19 protein-coding genes are annotated in these 17,990 nt (G+C 64.2%); 10 read left to right on the forward strand and 9 right to left on the reverse strand.

The features are described 5' to 3' along the window. Window positions 1–9 precede the first annotated feature (9 nt). The 3 genes from ACFX5Q_RS06825 to ACFX5Q_RS06835 all read left to right on the forward strand — a co-directional run bounded on the left by ACFX5Q_RS06825 (window position 10) and on the right by ACFX5Q_RS06835 (window position 2,060). Window positions 10–786, forward strand: coding sequence for an SDR family NAD(P)-dependent oxidoreductase (locus ACFX5Q_RS06825; RefSeq protein ID WP_404276378.1), 777 nt, complete (start codon window positions 10–12; stop codon window positions 784–786). Between the two features lie 90 nt (window positions 787–876). Further along, on the forward strand, window positions 877–1,521 hold the full coding sequence (locus ACFX5Q_RS06830; protein WP_404276379.1) for a TetR/AcrR family transcriptional regulator: 645 nt from the start codon (window positions 877–879) through the stop codon (window positions 1,519–1,521). Window positions 1,522–1,817: 296 nt separating this feature from the next. Further along, entirely contained in the window at window positions 1,818–2,060 is a 243-nt protein-coding gene (locus ACFX5Q_RS06835; protein ID WP_404276380.1) for a DUF680 domain-containing protein, read from the forward strand. 188 nt (window positions 2,061–2,248) lie between these two features. Here the strand turns inward: ACFX5Q_RS06835 and ACFX5Q_RS06840 are convergent, their stop codons facing one another. The 6 genes from ACFX5Q_RS06840 to ACFX5Q_RS06865 all read right to left on the reverse strand — a co-directional run bounded on the left by ACFX5Q_RS06840 (window position 2,249) and on the right by ACFX5Q_RS06865 (window position 8,088). Beyond that, complete coding sequence (locus ACFX5Q_RS06840; RefSeq protein ID WP_404276382.1) at window positions 2,249–2,476, reverse strand: hypothetical protein; 228 nt, start codon at window positions 2,474–2,476, stop codon at window positions 2,249–2,251. Between the two features lie 63 nt (window positions 2,477–2,539). Beyond that, window positions 2,540–3,121, reverse strand: coding sequence for a sarcosine oxidase subunit gamma (locus ACFX5Q_RS06845; RefSeq protein WP_404276384.1), 582 nt, complete (start codon window positions 3,119–3,121; stop codon window positions 2,540–2,542). Further along, window positions 3,114–6,107, reverse strand: a complete 2,994-nt coding sequence (locus tag ACFX5Q_RS06850; RefSeq protein WP_404276386.1) for a sarcosine oxidase subunit alpha — start codon at window positions 6,105–6,107, stop codon at window positions 3,114–3,116. The genes ACFX5Q_RS06845 and ACFX5Q_RS06850 overlap by 8 nt, the downstream gene beginning before the upstream one ends. Next, window positions 6,104–6,400 carry a sarcosine oxidase subunit delta gene (locus tag ACFX5Q_RS06855; protein WP_404276388.1) on the reverse strand — a complete coding sequence of 99 codons (297 nt, stop codon included), beginning with the start codon at window positions 6,398–6,400 and terminating at the stop codon, window positions 6,104–6,106. The genes ACFX5Q_RS06850 and ACFX5Q_RS06855 overlap by 4 nt, the downstream gene beginning before the upstream one ends. A 12-nt stretch (window positions 6,401–6,412) precedes the next feature. Then, window positions 6,413–6,835, reverse strand: a complete 423-nt coding sequence (locus tag ACFX5Q_RS06860) for a hypothetical protein (protein ID WP_404276390.1) — start codon at window positions 6,833–6,835, stop codon at window positions 6,413–6,415. Beyond that, complete coding sequence (locus tag ACFX5Q_RS06865) at window positions 6,835–8,088, reverse strand: sarcosine oxidase subunit beta (protein ID WP_404276392.1); 1,254 nt, start codon at window positions 8,086–8,088, stop codon at window positions 6,835–6,837. Before ACFX5Q_RS06865 ends, ACFX5Q_RS06860 begins: the two co-directional genes overlap by 1 nt. Window positions 8,089–8,342: 254 nt before the next feature. Between ACFX5Q_RS06865 and ACFX5Q_RS06870 the strand changes: the two genes are divergently transcribed. The 7 genes from ACFX5Q_RS06870 to ACFX5Q_RS06900 all read left to right on the forward strand — a co-directional run bounded on the left by ACFX5Q_RS06870 (window position 8,343) and on the right by ACFX5Q_RS06900 (window position 13,963). Continuing rightward, on the forward strand, window positions 8,343–9,113 hold the full coding sequence (locus ACFX5Q_RS06870) for an SDR family oxidoreductase (RefSeq protein ID WP_404276394.1): 771 nt from the start codon (window positions 8,343–8,345) through the stop codon (window positions 9,111–9,113). Between the two features lie 112 nt (window positions 9,114–9,225). Beyond that, complete coding sequence (locus ACFX5Q_RS06875) at window positions 9,226–9,612, forward strand: SET domain-containing protein (protein ID WP_404276396.1); 387 nt, start codon at window positions 9,226–9,228, stop codon at window positions 9,610–9,612. A 179-nt stretch (window positions 9,613–9,791) separates the two neighbouring features. After that, window positions 9,792–10,055, forward strand: coding sequence for a 30S ribosomal protein S21 (rpsU, locus tag ACFX5Q_RS06880; protein ID WP_008874389.1), 264 nt, complete (start codon window positions 9,792–9,794; stop codon window positions 10,053–10,055). Between the two features lie 193 nt (window positions 10,056–10,248). Continuing rightward, window positions 10,249–11,103 (forward strand): tetratricopeptide repeat protein, encoded by an 855-nt coding sequence (locus tag ACFX5Q_RS06885; RefSeq protein WP_404276398.1) that lies wholly within the window; start codon window positions 10,249–10,251, stop codon window positions 11,101–11,103. Between the two features lie 247 nt (window positions 11,104–11,350). Then, window positions 11,351–11,824, forward strand: a complete 474-nt coding sequence (locus tag ACFX5Q_RS06890; protein WP_404276400.1) for a DUF992 domain-containing protein — start codon at window positions 11,351–11,353, stop codon at window positions 11,822–11,824. 73 nt (window positions 11,825–11,897) lie between these two features. Then, a complete protein-coding gene (locus ACFX5Q_RS06895) occupies window positions 11,898–12,380 on the forward strand; it encodes a DUF992 domain-containing protein (protein ID WP_404276402.1) in 483 nt (160 codons plus the stop codon). Between the two features lie 146 nt (window positions 12,381–12,526). After that, entirely contained in the window at window positions 12,527–13,963 is a 1,437-nt protein-coding gene (locus tag ACFX5Q_RS06900; protein ID WP_404276403.1) for an MFS transporter, read from the forward strand. A gap of 9 nt (window positions 13,964–13,972) precedes the next feature. Here the strand turns inward: ACFX5Q_RS06900 and coaBC are convergent, their stop codons facing one another. From coaBC to ubiE, 3 genes are all read right to left on the reverse strand, one after another. Then, complete coding sequence (gene coaBC, locus ACFX5Q_RS06905; protein ID WP_404276404.1) at window positions 13,973–15,445, reverse strand: bifunctional phosphopantothenoylcysteine decarboxylase/phosphopantothenate--cysteine ligase CoaBC; 1,473 nt, start codon at window positions 15,443–15,445, stop codon at window positions 13,973–13,975. A gap of 78 nt (window positions 15,446–15,523) precedes the next feature. Continuing rightward, window positions 15,524–17,098: a 2-polyprenylphenol 6-hydroxylase gene (gene ubiB, locus ACFX5Q_RS06910; RefSeq protein ID WP_404276406.1), complete on the reverse strand. Its 1,575-nt coding sequence runs from the start codon at window positions 17,096–17,098 to the stop codon at window positions 15,524–15,526. 13 nt (window positions 17,099–17,111) lie between these two features. After that, window positions 17,112–17,888 carry a bifunctional demethylmenaquinone methyltransferase/2-methoxy-6-polyprenyl-1,4-benzoquinol methylase UbiE gene (gene ubiE / locus ACFX5Q_RS06915; RefSeq protein WP_404276408.1) on the reverse strand — a complete coding sequence of 259 codons (777 nt, stop codon included), beginning with the start codon at window positions 17,886–17,888 and terminating at the stop codon, window positions 17,112–17,114. Window positions 17,889–17,990 lie beyond the last annotated feature (102 nt).

Genomic DNA, 17,990 nt, shown 5'->3' on the forward strand with positions numbered 1-17,990 from the left:
AGCTGAGCGATGGGTCGTTTCGACGGGGCGACGGTGCTGATCACGGGCGCTGCCGGCGGCCTCGGCCGCGGCGCGGCAAAGGGCTTTGCCGCCGAAGGCGCGCGGTTGGTGCTCTCGGATCTGGACGAAAAAGCATTGGCCGCCTTTGCCGAGACGCTTGGAGTGGAGACGACGATCCTTGCTGGCAACATCGCCGAGGAAAAACTGTCGGAAGACCTGGTGACGCTGGCAACGGAACGGTTCGGCCGGCTGGATGTGGCCGTCAACAATGCCGGCATCGTCCACAGCTTCGTGCGCCTGCCGCAAGTGGCATCCGACGAAGCCCGCCGGGTGCTCGAGATCGACCTTTTGGGCGTTTTCTTCGCGATGAAGCACCAGATCCCGTGCATGGAGCGACAGTTCAAAGAGAGCGGCAAGGGCGGCACGATCGTCAATATCGCCTCCGTCGCCGGGCTTGGCGGCGCGCCAAAGCTGTCGGTCTATGCCGCCGCCAAGCATGGCGTCGTCGGGCTGACCAGGTCTGCGGCCGCCGAGTACGCCACCAAGGGCATACGCATCAACGCCATCTGCCCGGCCCATACGCGAACGGCGATGGTCGACGGTTTTGTCCGCGGCAGCGGCGCGCCGGAGGCCGAGGCGCTGGCAGAGCTGACGCGCGGCGTGCCGATGAAACGGGTCGCCGAGGTGGATGAGATCATCACCGCCATCCTATTCGCCGCTGACCCGACCAACTCGTTCATGACCGGCCATATGCTCGCCGTCGATGGCGGCATTGGCGCGATCTGACGTAGCGCCAGGGAACCAAACCCGCCCTTGTCGGTTTTCGTACAGCGTATATAATTTAGTCAGGCAACCAACAACAAAGGCAGGCAGGAATTGCCGCTTAGCGTCCAGAACCGCCGCGAAAGACAGAAAGCCGAGTTGCGCTCCGAACTGGTCGAGGCGGCGCACAAGCTTGTGCAGGAAGAAGGCTATGAAGGCCTGACCATCCGCAAGCTGGCCAAGCGCGTCGGCTATGCACCGATGTCGGTCTATTCCTATTTCGCCGACAAGCAGGACATCCTCTTCGCGTTGGCCGAGGATGCGTTCGAGACGCTTGCCCGCCGGATCGAGGAGCATCCGTCCGACGATCCAATCGAGGCATTGCAGGCGGTCATGACCGAATACGCCGCCTTCGGCCTCGGCAATCCCAACGAATACCGCACCGTCTTCATGACCGAAAAGACCAAGCCGCCGGAAGGCAGGTCCTACGAGGATATGGAAGAGAGCAACCCGGCGATGAGGGCGCTGATCAGCAGGGTCGAGGCCTGCGTCGCCGCCGGCAAGCTCAAGGGCGATCCGCGTGCCATCGCCACCATGCTGTGGGCGGTGGGCCACGGCACGATCTCGCTGCTGATCACCTTTCCATTCTACCCCTTCGGCGACCCGCAGGCTTTCGTGAAGCGGATGTGCGATTTCACTCTGGCCACGCTGTCGACACAGGATGTGCCGCCGCTGACCGAGACTCCGGTCAACTGCTGATAGGCCTGCGTTCCAACATCGTTTGATCCAGCCAGCGTCTGGAGCATGATCCCGAAGTAGAACCGGATTTGCTGCGCTAACCTTCGGTTCGGAAAAAAGATCAAGCTTAAACAGAGAGATAGAGCCCATCGCGATTTCATCCGGATGGAACAGGCTTTTGCCGCGCCATGCGGCATTTTGGCCTTTTAGGAAAATTTGATCGTACGTGTACGATTTCTAACTTGAAGTCCCGATCTCCGAAGCGTATATGTACGCCGTATCGTACGTGTACGAAGAAATTGAACCGGAGACAAGCCATGAAAAAGACAATCCTCACCCTCGCAGCGGTGCTGGCGTTTTCAGGTGCGGCCTTCGCCGGCTCCACCCAGCCGACCAAGCAAGCGCCGGCTACGGCCTGCGTCCATACCAAGACCAATGTGAAGCTCGATTGCGGCACGACGGGCTCGGTCGAAAAGACCGGCGCGACCAAGACCGACGCAGCCAAGGGCCCGCGTCTCGGCATCGAGATCAACCCCTGGATCGTGCCCAGCACGTTCTAAAGCATGATCCCGAAAAGTGGGAACCGGTTTTCGGATAAGATCATGCTCAAACAAAAGGATTGATACCGCTGCGGAGGCGCTCTCCCCCAAGGTCGACGACGCCGTGGCGGCTCAAATATGCGGATGAAGAAAAGGGCGGCAGGAGAATCTGACCGCCCGTTTTCATGTCGGGGCGCTGCCCTGCCGAATTACTTCTTGCGCTGTTTTCGCCCGGCCACAGTCTTGGCCTTGCCGGGTCTTGCGGGAGCGCCGGAGATGGAGGTCGAGGTGATCGATATCGGATCGCTGGCTGGGAACGTGTCCTCGAGGCCTTCCTCGAGTTCCTCTTCCGCGCTCACCTCGTGATCTCGTTCGCGTTCGAGCGAACGGACGGCAGCAGTCTTCCTGGCCGACTTCGGCGCGGATTTCGGCGGCATCGGCATTCTCCCTCGGCCTGCGGAAGCAGAACGAGCCTGCGCGACAAACGTTCCTGACTCGCGCTACGCTGCCGCGTCGCTCGCTGCTTCCGATAGCAAAGTAAAGACATAGTCCGAGAACGAACGCCAGCATTCGACCCGGAAAGCGTCTGGTCCGCTGCGGAGCAGCACGATCTCGGACTTGCCCAGGATGGTGCGCGAAGCAGCGCCCACCGGAAAGACTTCAAGCGACAGATCCTGCGGGCAGCCGCCATTGATCGCCGCGGCGGCAGCCGGACCGGTGACGGAAAAGGCGACGTTGCGGTGCGAGATGCCGACCGCCGAATGCAGCGCGCTGACCTTGGCGCAATCGGCGAGCGGGTCTTTCCCGGCCTCGTCGATGATCAGCCATTCGTCCGGTCCGAGCCACAGCGCCGTGCGGCCGGCTTTGGACGCCGAGGTCTTCGGCTTTGTCGGCAAGGTCACGCCGAGCGCCTTCGAAAGCGCTGCCACGGAAGCCTCCGGCGCGCGCAGCGAGATGCGCTCGGCCGGCGGCATAACCTCGAGCTTGACGCCCGTCGCCGATACGCTGCGCCCGGCGAGCGCCGGACGGCGCTCGGCCGAGTACATCGCGGATGCATTGGTTTTCGCGGCAGCCTTAGCCATTGAGGCGCTCCCCTTTCTCGTCGAAGAACACCATGCCGGTGACCTCCACTTCGATCACCCCGTTCGGCATCGGCACGTAGAGCGTCTCGCCCATGCGGTCGCGGCCGCCGGCAACCAGCGCCAGCGCGATCGAGCGGCCGCAATTCTCCGACCAGTAGCTCGAGGTGACGTGGCCGATCATCTTCATCGGGATAGCCTGCTTCGGGTCGGCGACGATCTGCGCGCCTTCTTCCAGCACCACTTTCGGGTCCTTGGTCTTCAGGCCGACAAGTTGCTTGCGGCCCTTGGCGACCAGGTCCGGGCGCGCCAAACCGCGAATGCCGACGAAATCGGTCTTCTTCTTGCCAACCGCCCAGTCGAGCCCGGCATCGTTCGGCGTCACCGTGCCGTCGGTGTCCTGGCCGACGATGATGTAGCCCTTTTCGGCGCGCAGCACGTGCATGGTCTCGGTGCCGTAGGCGACGGCGCCATGCTTCTGGCCCTCGGCCCACAGCGTTTCCCAGACCGCCTGGCCGTAATCGGCCGGCACGTTGACCTCGAAGCCGCGCTCACCGGTGAACGACATGCGGAACAGCCTGGTCGGCACGCCGCAGATCTTGCCCTCGCGTACCGACATATGCGGCAGCGCCTCGTCCGACATGTCGATGCCCTCGACCAGCGGCGCGATGATGTCGCGCGACTTCGGTCCCTGCACCGCGATGACGGCCCATTGCTCGGTGATCGAGCTCAGCCAGACATTGAGATGCGTGAACTCGGTCTGGAGGTAATCCTCCATAAGGTTCATGACGCGCGGCGCGCCGCCGGTCGTCGTCGTCACATGGAAACGGTCCGGCGCCAGCCTGCCGACGACGCCGTCATCATAGATGAAGCCGTCCTCGCGCAGCATTATGCCGTAGCGGCAGCGGCCGGGTTCCAGCTTCTCCCACGGATTGGTGTAGAGCAGTTCCATGAACTTGGCTGCATCCGGCCCAACCACCTCGATCTTGCCCAGCGTTGAGGCGTCGAACAGGCCGGCCGTCTTGCGCACGCCGACGCATTCGCGATCGACGGCGGCATGCATGTCCTCGCCGCCCTTCGGGAAATACCACGCGCGCTTCCACTGGCCGACATCCTCGAACACGGCACCTTGGGTCTCGGCCCAGGGATGGATCGCGGTTCTTCGGGTCGGATCGAAGAGCGGACCCCGCGCGTGTCCGACGATCGAGCCAAAGGTGACCGGCGTATAGGGCGCGCGGAATGTGGTGAGGCCGACCTGAGGGATCGGCTTGCCCAGCGTCTCGGCGGCAATCGCCAGACCATGCATGTTGGAGGTCTTGCCCTGGTCGGTCGCCATGCCGTTGGTGGTGAAGCGCTTGACGTGCTCGATCGAATGCATGCCTTCATGCACCGCCTGGCGGATGTCCTTGGCGGTGACGTCGTTCTGGAAATCGACGAAAGCCTTCACCGTCGTATCCGGCCCGGCGCCAGGTGCCGCACCCAGCATGCCGCGCGACCAGCTCTCGCCGGCGTCGACTTTCGGCTTCGTACCTTTGGCGGCTTTGGCGCCTGCGTCCTTCGCCGCCTTGGCGCCGGCCGCATAGGCCTCGTCGACCGTCGCCGCCAGCCCGTCGGTGCCGTTGCAGGCGCCGACCGAGACGCAATCCTGCGCATAGGTGCCGGGCACGAAGCGCTTGGTCTCGTCGTTGAAGGCGACCTTGCCGCGCGACTGCGAAAACAGATGCACCGACGGCGTCCAGCCGGCCGACATCAGGATCGCGTCGACCGGAATGGTGCGCTCGCCGCCGCCATTCTTCGGCTGCACGGTCATCGAGGTCACCCGCAATTTGCCGCCGGCGCGGACCACCGCGCGGCCGAAATTGATCTCGATACCGAGCGCCCTCGCCTCGTCGATCACCGGCCCGGTCGGGTTGTCGCGCAAATCGACGATGGCAGCTACGTTGACACCGGCCTTCTTCAGGTCGATCGCCGCCGCATAGGCGGAGTCATTGGCCGTGTAGACGCCGACATTCTTGCCGACGGCAACGCCGTAATGGTTGAGATAGGTGCGCGCGGCGGAAGCCAGCATGATGCCGGGACGGTCGTTATCGGCGAACACCATGTGGCGCTCGATGGCGCCGGTCGCCAGCACGACGCGCTTGGCGCGAACCTGCCACAGCCGCTCGCGGGCCAGTTCGCGACCCGGGTTCTGCAGATGATCGCTGACGCGCTCGACCAGCCCGACGAAATTCTGCGCGTAGTAGCCGAACGCCGTCGTGCGCGAGAGCACGCGGACGTTGGACATGGCCTTCAGCCTGGCAATTGCACCTTGAGCCCAGGCAAAACCGTCCTGGCCGTCGATCCTGGCGCCAGTCTCGAAACGCAGGCTACCGCCGAACTCCGCCTGCTCGTCGGCGAGCATGATGCTGGCGCCGGTTTCGGCTGCCGCAAGGGCTGCGGCGATGCCGGCGGCACCGCCGCCCAGCACCAGCACATCGCAATGCGCGAAGCGCGCCGAATAATGGTCGGGATCAGGCTGGTCCGGCGACACGCCGAGGCCGGCCGCGGCGCGGATCTTCGGTTCGTAGAGGTTTTTCCACGCGGCCTTCGGCCACATGAAGGTCTTGTAGTAGAAGCCGGCCGAAAAGAATGGCGAGGCGATGTCGTTGACCGCGCCGACGTCGAAGGCGAGCGACGGCCAGCGGTTCTGCGACTGCGCGGCGAGCCCATCATAGAGCTCCTGCACGGTTGCCCGCACATTCGGCGTCTTGCGCGCCTCGTCGCGCGCGATCTGGACCAACGCATTGGGCTCTTCGGCGCCGGCGGACAGGAAGCCACGCGGACGGTGGTATTTGAACGAGCGGCCGACGAGATGGACGCCGTTGGCAAGCAGTGCTGAGGCCAGCGTGTCGCCCTCGACGCCGGCGTAGGCCTGGCCGTCGAAGCTGAAGCGCGCCGTCTTCGCCTGCTTGAGGCGCCCGGCGCCGGGAATGCGGAACGCGCCGCTCATTTGGCAACTCCAGGCAGCTTCGACGGCTTCGGCTCGCCGGCCTTGTAGGTCATGATGAACTTGTCGGTGACGGTGTCGCGCACGGCGTTGAAGAAGCGCGCGCAGCCATTCATGTGCCGCCAGCGCTCGTAGATGATGCCCTTGGGATTCGAGCGGATGAAGAAGAACTTCTCGAAATCGTCGTCGCTTTCGCCGGCCATGTTGGTCGAGCGCGCGATATGCGCCTCGCCTGCGTTGCGGAACTCGAGTTCCGGGCGCTCTTCCTCGCAATAGGGGCAGCGGATGAGAAGCATTGTGCTTGGTTCCTACAATTCGCCGTGGCCGACATGAGCGCCGGCCGGTTGGTCGCAAAGCTTCTGGCCCAGGGTCGCGAAGGGCGCGACCATCCGGATGCGTTCCTCGACGCTCGCCGCCGGGCGGAACAGCTCGCGATCGGCCATGTTGCCGAAAGTGAGCAGCACCGGATCGGTCGTCACGATGACGTGGCGCGGCTGGAATGTCTCACGGTCCTCAAGATCGGCCGGCCTGTTCTCCAGGAAGCTGACCACTTTCTGGCCGCCGCTCCAGACGCAGGTCAGCACGCCCGCATCGACGGAAAAAGGCCATCCGGTCTCGTTTTCGGTGCGGCTGATCGGCTGCAGGCGCACCTCTTCGACCGAGGGAAAATGAAACATCCCCTGCTCGCCGGCGAGCACCAGCGGCATCGCGACAGCCATCTCGGTCATCATCAGTGCGCCACCGCCGCCGCTGCCGCCTCGTCGATCAGCCGGCCGGTGCGGAAGCGCTCGATGGTGAAGGGCGCGTTGATCGGGTGCGGGTCGTCCTTGGCGATCGTGTGGGCAAAGACATGGCCCGAACCCGGAGTCGCCTTGAAGCCGCCCGTACCCCAGCCGCAATTGACATAGAGGCCGGGCACCGGCGTCTTGGCCAAGATCGGCGAGCGGTCCGGCGTCACGTCGACGATGCCGCCCCACGAACGCAGCATCTTCATGCGCGTGAAGATCGGGAACATCTCGCAGATGGCATCGAGCGTGTGCTGCAATATGTGCAGACCGCCGGTCTGCGAATAGGAGACATACTGGTCGGTACCGGCACCGATCACCAACTCGCCCTTGTCGGACTGCGAGATATAGGCGTGCACCGTGTTCGACATGATTACGCACGGCACCACCGGCTTGACCGGCTCCGAGACCAGCGCCTGCAGCGGATAGCTTTCCAGCGGCATGCGCACGCCGGCCATGTTCATGATGACGGAGGAATGACCCGCCGCCACCACGCCGACCTTCTTGGCGCCGATGAAACCGCGCGTCGTGTCAACGCCGGTGACGGCGCCGTTCGCCGCGCGCTTGACGCCGGTGACTTCGCAATTCTGGATGATGTGGACACCGCGCGCCGAAGCGCCGCGCGCATAGCCCCAGGCCACCGCATCGTGGCGCGCCGTGCCGCCGCGCCGCTGCAAGGCGGCGCCCACAACCGGATAGCGCGCCTGCTTGGAGATGTTGAGCGGCGGGCAGAATTCCTTCGCCTGCTCGGGCGTCAGCCATTCATTGTCGATGCCGTTCAACCGGTTGGCGTGGACATGGCGCTTCAGCACCTGGATGTCGTGCACATTGTGCGCGAGCATCATGACGCCGCGCGCCGAATACATGACGTTGTAGTTGAGCTCCTGGCTGAGCCCATCCCACAGCTTCAGCGCATGGTCGTAGATGCCGGCGCTTTCGTCATAGAGGTAGTTGGAGCGGATGATGGTGGTGTTGCGGCCGGTGTTGCCGCCGCCGAGCCAGCCCTTTTCCAGCACCGCGACATTGGTGATGCCGTGCACCGTGGCGAGATAATAGGCGGTGGCCAGGCCATGGCCGCCGGCGCCGACGATGATGACGTCGTATTCCTTCTTCGGCTCAGGCGAAGACCATTGCTCGTCCCAGCCCTTATGGCCGCGCATGGCCTCGCGGGCGATGGCGAATACCGAATATTTCTTCACGTTCCAGCCTCGCGCCAAAGGTCTCGCAGATTGCGGCCGGGCATTCGTTCAGGCTCCGGCGCGCGAGGTGTATCACTAGCGAAACAGCGCTGCCACCCTTGCGCTGTTTGCGACGGCGCTTGCCGTTTTGCGCCGTGGGGAAAAAGACCCATCTGGATGCCTTCGCGGGTATCGGGTGGCTCGCATCGCCTCGACCTGCGATCAAGCATCCCAATTGCCGGCAAGACCGCCGCCATGCAGAAGGATGCAAGAAAATGTTCGCACTCGCCAACAAGGTCGCCATCGTCACCGGCGCCAGTTCCGGCATCGGCCGCGCCACCGCCAAACTCTTTGCCGAGGAAGGCGCCAAGATCATCGTCGCTGCCCGCCGCCAGGCGGAACTTGACGACCTCGTCGCCGAAATCGAGGACGCCGATGGTACGGCGATCGCCCTTGCCGGCGACGTCACCGAAGAAGCCTATGCAAAGGCCCTTGTCGAGCAGGCGGTCGGCAGGTTCGGCGGGCTCGATATCGCTTTCAACAATGTCGGTTCGGTCGGCAAGATGGGTCCGATCTCGGAATTGTCGCTCAACGGATGGAGAGAGACGCTCGACACCAATCTGACCAGCGCTTTCCTTGGGGCGAAATATCAGGTGCCGGCAATGGTCGAACGTGGCGGCGGATCGCTGATTTTCACCAGCACCTTCGTTGGCCACACAGTCGGCATGCCCGGCATGACGAGCTATGCCGCCAGCAAGGCCGGGCTGATCGGATTGACGCAGGTCCTCGCCGCCGAATACGGCCCGAAGGGCGTGCGGGTCAACGCGCTGATGCCGGGCGGCACGGACACGCCTGCAAGCATCACCAACGCGCCGGATGCCGGCCCCGAGGTGCTGGCTTTCGTCGAGGGCCTGCATGCCCTGAAGCGAATGGCGCAGCCCGAGGAGATCGCCCGCTCGGCGCTCTATCTGGCCTCGGACGCGTCGAGCTTCACCACCGGAACCGCGCTGCTTGCCGATGGCGGCGTCTCGATCAACCGGACGTGAAGGGGTTTTCGCGGCGAACAGGCATGTTCGTCGCCGCAACGCAGGTCCCCGGTCTTGCTTTTTCGGCGCGATTTGGCGATTCCGTTTCCCTGTCGAAAACAGGCAGGGACCCATGCTGCTGATCAGAACCTATGTCGCCCAGAGCGCAATCGAAGGCGTCGGCGTGTTCGCCGCCGAGCCGATCCGCAAGGGCGCCTCGATCTGGCGCCTCGATCCGGATTTCGACCGGCTGATCCCGGTAGAGAAATACGAGGCGGCACCCGCGCACCTCAAGGAATTGCTCGACCGCTATGCCTATCCAAGCCCCGACCGTCCGGGCTTCATGGTCTATGAAGTCGACAACGGCCGTTTCATGAACCACGCCGAAAGGCCCAACACGGATTTCTCGCGCTATGGCGGCGCGACCGCGACCCGCGACATAGCCGCCGGTGAGGAGATAACCTGCGACTACGGCGAGTTCTTCGACGGTTTCGAGCAGCTCCATCTGGCCACTGCCTAGGTTGAAAACCCAATCCGACGGCGACCGGCCGCGGTTTGACCGCTCAGCCTCATTTCGGCTGTGGACAGCGCGGCCTGATTCTGCTATCAGCCGCCACAATTCGTGGTGTAACTCGCCGCGGAGGCTCGTGGCTATGGCCGCTTGCCTGTTGATATCAAACCCGAAAGACAGGATTGCCCGTGCAGGTACTCGTTCGCGACAACAATGTTGATCAGGCGCTTCGCGCGCTGAAGAAAAAGATGCAGCGCGAAGGCATTTTCCGCGAAATGAAGATGCGCGGACATTACGAGAAGCCTTCCGAGAAGCGCGCCCGTGAAAAGGCCGAGGCCGTGCGCCGCGCCCGCAAGCTGGCCCGCAAGCGCGCCCAGCGCGAAGGCCTGCTGCCGATGACGCCGCGCCCGGTTGCGGCCGGTGCTGCCGGTGCAGCGCGTCCGCCGCGCTGATACCGCCAATTTTTCGTCCTTTTCGAAGGATATCCAAGGTGGCGCGATGCGGAATCGCCGCCACCTTTTTATTTAGAGTGACGTGCGTCCACCTTGACGCACAAAGTTCGCTCTAGCACTTGCGACAATTTTCGACCCGGTTCGGAGAGGGAACGGACCTGACGGCGCGGCGGGCAGTGAGGACAGAGCAGACATGAACGCAATTTCCGTGGAGCGCAGAACCGCATTGCGCGGCTTCGCCCTGACGGCAGCCCTGCTTTCCGGCTTGGCGCTTGCCGGCTGCCAGACGGCCCCGACCGGCGAATTCAACAACATCGACAAGGCGCAAGGCTCGACCGAGAACATCTCCTCGCTCTCGGCCGTGATCCAGCGCAATCCCCAGGATCCGGAAGCCTACAATGTGCGCGGCTCGGCCTATGGCCGTGGCGGCCAGTATCAGGCGGCGCTGAAGGATTTCGACACCGCCGTCCAGCTCAATCCGAATTTCTACCAGGCCTATTCGAACCGCGCCTTGATCCAGCGCTTCCTCGGCAACCAGGAAGCCGCGCTCGCCGACTACAACCGTTCGATCCAGATCAATTCGAACTATGACGCCGCCTATATCGGCCGCGGCAACCTCTATCGCAAGGCAGGCCGCACCACCGAAGCCTTCAACGATTTCCAGAAGGCGATCCAGCTCGATACGACCGATGCGCGCGCCTATCACAATCGCGGCCTGATCTATCAGAGCCAGGGCCAGCACAAATTCGCCATCGAGGATTTTTCGACCGCCATCTCGCTGGCCCCGGACGCCGCCGAGCCCTACAACGGCCGCGGCCTTTCCTATCTCGCCATGAACGACGAGGACAACGCCTTCTCCGACTTCAACATGGCCATCAAGCTCGACGGCAAGAACGCCGAGGCCTGGGCCAACCAGGCGCTGATCTACGAGCGGCGCGGCGACAAGGTGAGAGCCGCCAAGTCCTACCGCGAGGCGGTCCATCTCGATCCGACCTACCAGCCGGCCAAGGACGGTCTGTCCCGCACCTCAAGCGCCACCGCCAGCTAGCTAGAGCAATTCCAGGAAAAGTGTGCAGCGGTTTTCCGTCCGGAATTGCGTCAAAACAAAAAGATCGTAGCCGTTCAGTCCGACCTTGAGCTCGTACGGGCTCAAGGCAGCGTTTCGCCACGCGTCGCCAACGCCCCGATAACGGCACATTAACTCTTGCCATGTTCGCGCCAAGTTTTCGGCGGAACGCTCCGCGCACCTCGATCGTTAATCGAGGCTTGCGAAGTTTGCGAAAGGGACCTTCCCGATGATCAAGATACTTGTTTGTGCCTCAGCGCTGGCCACCACGGTCCTCGCCTCTCCCGTCAGCGCCGGCGCGCTCCGGCTCGGCACGCTCGATTGCACCATCGACGGCGGCGTCGGCTATGTCATCACGTCAAACAAGGGCGTGTCCTGCACCTTCCGTCCCTATAATCACGGGCCGTCCGAGCAGTACACCGGGATGATCTCGAAGCTCGGCGTCGATATCGGCCAGACGCATCAGGGCCAGTTGGCATGGGCGGTTCTGGCAGCCACCCGCAGCCATGACGAGGGCGACCTCGCCGGCAGCTATTACGGCGTCAATGCCGAGGCCAGCGTCGTGACAGGCGGCGGCGCCAATCTCCTGGTCGGCGGGCTGGACGGCGCCTTCATGCTGGAGCCGCTCAGCGTCCAGGCGCAGACCGGCGTCAATCTGACGGTAGCCGTGGCCTCGCTCCAGCTGATCCACTCGTTCAAATAAGCGCATTTGATCCCTCTACGCGCGGCGCGGAACAGGATACTGTTTCCGCGCCGCATGCTTTTGGGGGATCGCCTTGCACAAAACCATCATCGCCGTCGCCGTGATCGCGGCCGCGCTTACAGGACAGGCTCACGCCCGGGACCAAGGCATCGAACTCGGCACACTGGAATGCGCCATTGGCGGCGGCACCGGCTTCATTTTCGGCTCGAGCAAGGATCTGAGCTGCACCTTCACCCCCGCCGACAAGACCTTCGCGCCGGAAGCCTATTTCGGCGCCGTCAACAAATACGGGCTGGACATCGGCACCACCAAGCAGAGCGTGATGCAGTGGCTGGTGCTGACGCCGCTGAAGAACATCTATGCGCCCGGCGCGCTGGCCGGCGATTACATCGGCGCCAGCGCCGAAGTGACAGCGACGGTCGGCGCCGGCGCCAATCTCCTCGTCGGCGGCTCCTCGCAGGCCTTCACGCTGCAGCCGCTCAGTCTGCAGACGCAGACCGGCATCAACATCGCCATCGGCGTCAGCCAGTTCCAGCTGCGCAGTACCGCGAACTGACCGTCCGCAGCTTGGCTGCGCAAGCGTCTCAAAAACCGCTTGAGCTCAACCGCGGTTGACGTTCTACAAGCGCTTCCCGACGGGCGGCGCATCGTTTTCGACGCATGCTGCGACCCTTTCAATGGCCGGCAAGTCGGGAGAATGATGTGAGCAGTGAAACCAGCAACAGGGTCGATTGGCAGGCGCTGTGGGCGAGCGGCGATCTGGCGCGTTTCTGCTTCATCAACCTCGGCATCCTGCTCTACGCCACCAACGAGACGATGGTGGCGACGGTGATGCCGGCCATGGTCGGCGAACTGGACGGCGTGCAGCTGGTCGGCTGGTCGCTGGCGATCTACGAGCTTGGCGCCATCGTCGCCGGAGCCGCCGCCGGCCGGCTCGTCAGCTATGTTCCGCTGCGCACCAACATGGTGATCGCCGCCTTGCTCTACGCGACGGGCGCCCTGGTCAGCGCCATCGCCCCATCCATGCCCCAGTTTCTCGCCGGCCGGCTGATCGAAGGATTGGGCGGCGGCGCGCTCGTGTCGCTGGCCTTCGTGTCGGTCGAGCGGTTGTTCCCACGCAACATCTGGCCGCAGCTTTTTGGCATCCTGTCGGCGATCTGGGGTATCGCCGCGTTCAGCGGGCCGATGATCGGCGCTATCATGACCGAGCTTTTGTCCTGGCGCTGGGCCGTCGGCATCTTCACCCTGGGCGGGATCGCGCTCGCGCTCGCGAGCCTCATCGTACTCAACACGCCGGAGGCTACCCGCCTGCAGGCAACCGGCGGCACGGCGCCGCCCTTCCCCTATGTCGCGCTCGGTTGCCTCGCCGTCAGCGTCGTGCTGATCGCCATGGCAGGCGTCGACATTGCCCTGCTGCGCTCGTCCCTGCTGCTTGGCTTCGGCCTGATCGGCCTCGCGCTGTTCTTCCGCATCGACGGGCTGAAGCCGCAATCGCGGCTGTTCCCGGCCAAGCTGTTCTCATGGCGCTCGCCGGTCGGCAGCGGCATGACCATGGTCGCCGCCTTTTCGGTGGCCACCATCTCCTTTGGCGTCTACGGACCGCTGCTCCTGACCAGCCTGCAGGACATACCGATCCTGACCACAGGCTATATCATCGCCGCCGAGTCGATCTCCTGGTCTATCCTGTCGATCCTCGTCGCCAACGCACCGCAGGAACGCGAACGGCCGATCATCGTCGTCGGCGCGCTGATGATCGCCTGCGGCATTGCCGGCTTCGCCTATACGATCCCGGTGGGTTCCATTCCGTTGATCCTGCTGTGCGCCCTGCTGCAAGGCGGCGGCTTCGGTGTCGCCTGGCCGTTCCTGACCCGCGTCATCGTCGCCTCGGCCCGGGACGACGAGCAGACCATCGCGTCGGCCGCGGTGCCGACCATGCAGCGCATCGGCTATGCGGTGGGCGCTGCCGTGGCCGGTATCATCGCCAATGCCAGTGGCTTTTCGGAAGGGTTGAACCGTGAGGCGGCGGCCAGTGTCGCCAGCTGGCTGTTCATCGCCTTCGTGCCGCTCGGCATTGTCGGATGCGTGGCGGCCTTGAGGATTGCGGTACCGGAGACGCCTCTGGAGAAGACTGCCGGCTGATCGAGGACCTCAGACCACAACGGTTTTGAGGCGTTCGGCGATCAAGGCGGCGAGCCGTGCCGCCACCTCGTCCTTATCCATCTCAGGCCATTCCTCGACGCCGGTTTTGGAGACGATCCGCACCTTGTTGCGGTCGCCACCCATCACTCCCGAAGGGCCGACGCCGCTTTCATGCGAGACGTCGTTGGCGACGATGAAATCGGCGCCCTTCTTCCGGAGCTTGGCCTCGGCGTTGCTGACGAGGTCCTGCGTCTCGGCGGCGAAGCCGACGACAAGCCCCGGCCGCTGTTTGTGATGGCCGACGCCGGCAAGGATGTCAGGATTTTCGATCATCTGCAGGGCCGGCGGTCCCTCACCCGCCACCTTCTTGATCTTCTCGCCGGCGGCACTGGCGGTGCGCCAATCGGCGACCGCGGCAACGAACACTCCAGCGTCGGCCGGCAAAAGCTGCTCGACCGCCTCCTTCATCTCGGCCGCGGTCTCGACATGCACCGTCGTGACCCCGGCCGGATCGGCGATATTGACCGGTCCGGAGACCAGGCGCACATCGGCGCCGAGCCTTGCCAGCGCCGCCGCAATCGCATGGCCCTGCTTGCCCGACGAGCGGTTGGCGATGTAGCGCACCGGATCGATCGGCTCATGCGTCGGCCCGGAGGTGACGATGATCCTGCGGCCGGCAAGCGGCTTCGGCCTGGTGTCGAGCAACGCCTCGATGGCGGCAACGATCTCCAGCGGCTCGGCCATGCGGCCCTCGCCGGCCTCGTTGCTCTCGGCCATCTCGCCCTTCGCCGGTCCGATCAAGGCAATGCCGTCCTTGCCCAGCGTCGCGCGATTGCGGCGCGTCGCCGGATGCGACCACATTTTTGGGTTCATGGCCGGCGCCATTAACACAGGCTTGTCGGTGGCGAGAAGAACGGTGGACGCCAGATCATTGGCATGGCCGTTGGCGAGCTTCGCCATCAAATCGGCGGTGGCAGGCACCACGACCAAGAGGTCGGCCTCGCGCGACAGGCGGATATGGCCGACATCGTGCTCGTCTTTGCGGTCGAACAAATCGGTGAAGACATGGTCGGCCGAAAGCGCGCCGACCGACAGCGTGGTGATGAATTCCTGCGCCGCTGATGTCATCACCACGCGCACCGCGGCCCCTCGCTCGCGCAGCCGGCGGATCAGGTCGAGCGCCTTGTAGGCGGCGATACCACCGCCGATGATGAGCAGGATGCGCTTGCCGGAGAGGCCGCCGCGCGGCAGGACCTTGCTCGCCGCGGCAGCGACCGGCGCCGCCACGCTGCGTGCGCTCGCCAGTTCGCGCAGCGTCTGTTCGATCTGGTCGATGCGACCGGCCGGACCGAGCTGGCCTTCGACCGCGGCGCGGATCATAACCCGTGCCTGCTCCTCCATCGAGCGGTCGTTCTCCGCCGCCACTTTCCGCAGCAGATCCTTGACCTCGTCATCGAGGTTGCGAATGGTGATGCTGGCCATATGATTGCACTCATCTCGGCTATGCTGCCTGCAATGATAGCAATGCTATCAAATGAGAGCAAGCGGTCGAGGATGAGGCTAGAAAATCCGCCACGAAATATAGAGCAGCGTCAGCGCGATGACCCACAGTGCCAGCCGGCCCGAGCGGGTGTAGCGCGCCTCTGCCTTGCCGATGGCGCGCGCCGTCGTTTCGTCGAAGCGCAGGCCGTGCTCGGCCATCAGGTCGATCTCGCGCGACAGCCGCTCGGTGCGGACGGCAAGGTCTGGCGCCTGGCGGGCCAGCGCCAGCATCGCTCTGGCGCCATCGCGTGCATCGACCAGCAGGCCGCGCGGACCGAGATTGCCGGCGATCCAGTCACCGACCACCGGCTCGGCCGTCTTCCACATGTTGAAGGCCGGGTCGAGCGTGCGGGCGACGCCTTCGACCACCACCATGGTCTTCTGCAACAGGATCAGTTCCGGCCGCGTCGCCATGTCGAACAGCTCGGTGACTTCGAACAAAAGCGTCAGCAGCTTGGCCATCGAGATTGTCTCGGCCGGCTGGCCATGGATCGGCTCGCCGATGGCGCGGATCGCCTGCGCGAAGGCCGAGACATTGTGCTGGCGCGGCACATAGCCGGCCTCGAAATGCACCTCGGCGACGCGCAGATAGTCGCGGGTGATGAAGCCGTAGAGGATTTCGGCGAGGAACCGGCGCTCCTTCTTGCCGAGTCGGCCGGCAATGCCGAGATCGACGGCAACGATGGTGCCGTCGGCCTCGACGAACAGGTTTCCCGGATGCATGTCGGCATGGAAGAAGCCGTCGCGCAACGTATGGCGCAGGAACGACTGGATGAGGTTGGCGGCAATCGCCTTGAGGTCGTGCCCGGCCTCGGCGAGGCCGGCAATGTCGTTCATCTTGACGCCGTCGACCCATTCCATGGTCAGCACGTCGCGGCCGGTGCGCTCCCAGTCGACCGACGGCACGCGGAAGCCCGGATCCTCCTTGGTGTTCTCGCCGAGTTCCGAAAGTGCTGCCGCTTCTAACCTGAGATCCATCTCGATCTTGGTTGTCTGCGCCAGCGTCTCGGTCACCTCGACCGGCCGCAGCCGACGCGACGACGGGATGTATTTCTCCTGCAGGCGGGCGGCGAGGAAATAGCTCTCGAGGTCGTGGAAGAAGCGGCGGCGCACACCCGGCCGGATGACCTTCACCGCCACCCTGGAGGCAACGCCCTCATGGATGGTCTCGGCGCTGTGCACCTGGGCGATCGATGCGGCGGCGACGGCACCGTCGAAGCTGGCGTAGAGTTCACCGATCTTGCGCCCTAGCGAGGCTTCGATGGCGGCGATCGCCTCGGCCTGCGGGAACGTATGCATCTTGTCCTGCAGCAGGGCCAGGTCGAGCGCCATGTCGTTGCCGACGACATCCGGCCGCGTCGCCAGAAACTGGCCGAGCTTGACGTAGGACGGCCCCAGCCGCACCACCGCCTTGGCCAGACGGTCGCCGCGCTTGTAGGCAAGCGAGCGGCGGCGGGTGAACAGCCTGGCCATGCGCCAGCCGAATTTCGGCAGGCCGGAAAGCTCCTCGCCCGGCAAGGCGGCGATGACGCCCTCGCGGACCAGCACCCAGCCGGCCCGTACGAGCCTGAAAGCGGCGCCGACTGTGCTCATCGCTGCACTCGCCTCAAAGCTTCCAGCCCGAATGAAGCGCGGCGATGCCACCGGAATAGTTGCGGAACGTGACGCGGTCGAAGCCCGCGCGGGTGATCATGGAAGCAAAATTCACCTGGTTGGGGAATTTGCGGATCGACTCCACCAGATAGGAATAGGGCTCGCCGTCGCCGGTGACCGCCTGGCCGATCTTCGGGATGGCGTTGAACGACCAGGCTTCGTAGACCTTGTCGAGCAGCGGCATTTCGACTTCGGAAAACTCCAGGCAGAGCAGGCGCCCGCCAGGCTTCAGCACACGAAAGGCCTCAGCCAGCGCCACATCGATGCGCGGCACGTTGCGGATACCGAAAGCGATCGAATAGGCATCGAATGTGGCATTGGCGAAAGGCAGTTCTTCGGCATTGGCTTCGACGAAATCGGTGTTGTCGGACAGGCCCTTTTTCTCGGCCCTGTCGCGGCCGACGGCGAGCATCGAGCCGTTGATGTCGAGCACCGTGGCATGCGCGTTGCCGTGGCTCGCCTCGACGATGCGGAAGGCGATGTCGCCGGTACCGCCGGCAACATCGAGCACCTTCCAGCCAGGCCGTTTCGGCGGATTGAGCCATGTCACCATGGCGTCCTTCCACAGCCGGTGCAGCCCGGCCGACATCAGGTCATTCATCAGGTCGTAGCGGTTCGCCACCTTGTGGAAAACGTCGTTGACCAGCGACTGCTTGTCGTCTGCCCCTACCCGCTTGAAACCATAGGAGGTTTCCATGCCGCCCGCGGCCGTGGTTCTCTCAACTGACATTATTTTGATCCGTCATAAAACCGGCGGGACCATAGCCGATCGATTGTGCGGGCGCTATTGTTTAAGGCGCGGTGTTCGGCCGCGCTTCCAGGTGGTGGGCCC

Origin of the sequence: Mesorhizobium sp. IMUNJ 23033 (genome assembly GCF_044778005.1) — a bacterium.
GTDB lineage: Bacteria > Pseudomonadota > Alphaproteobacteria > Rhizobiales > Rhizobiaceae > Mesorhizobium > Mesorhizobium amorphae_A.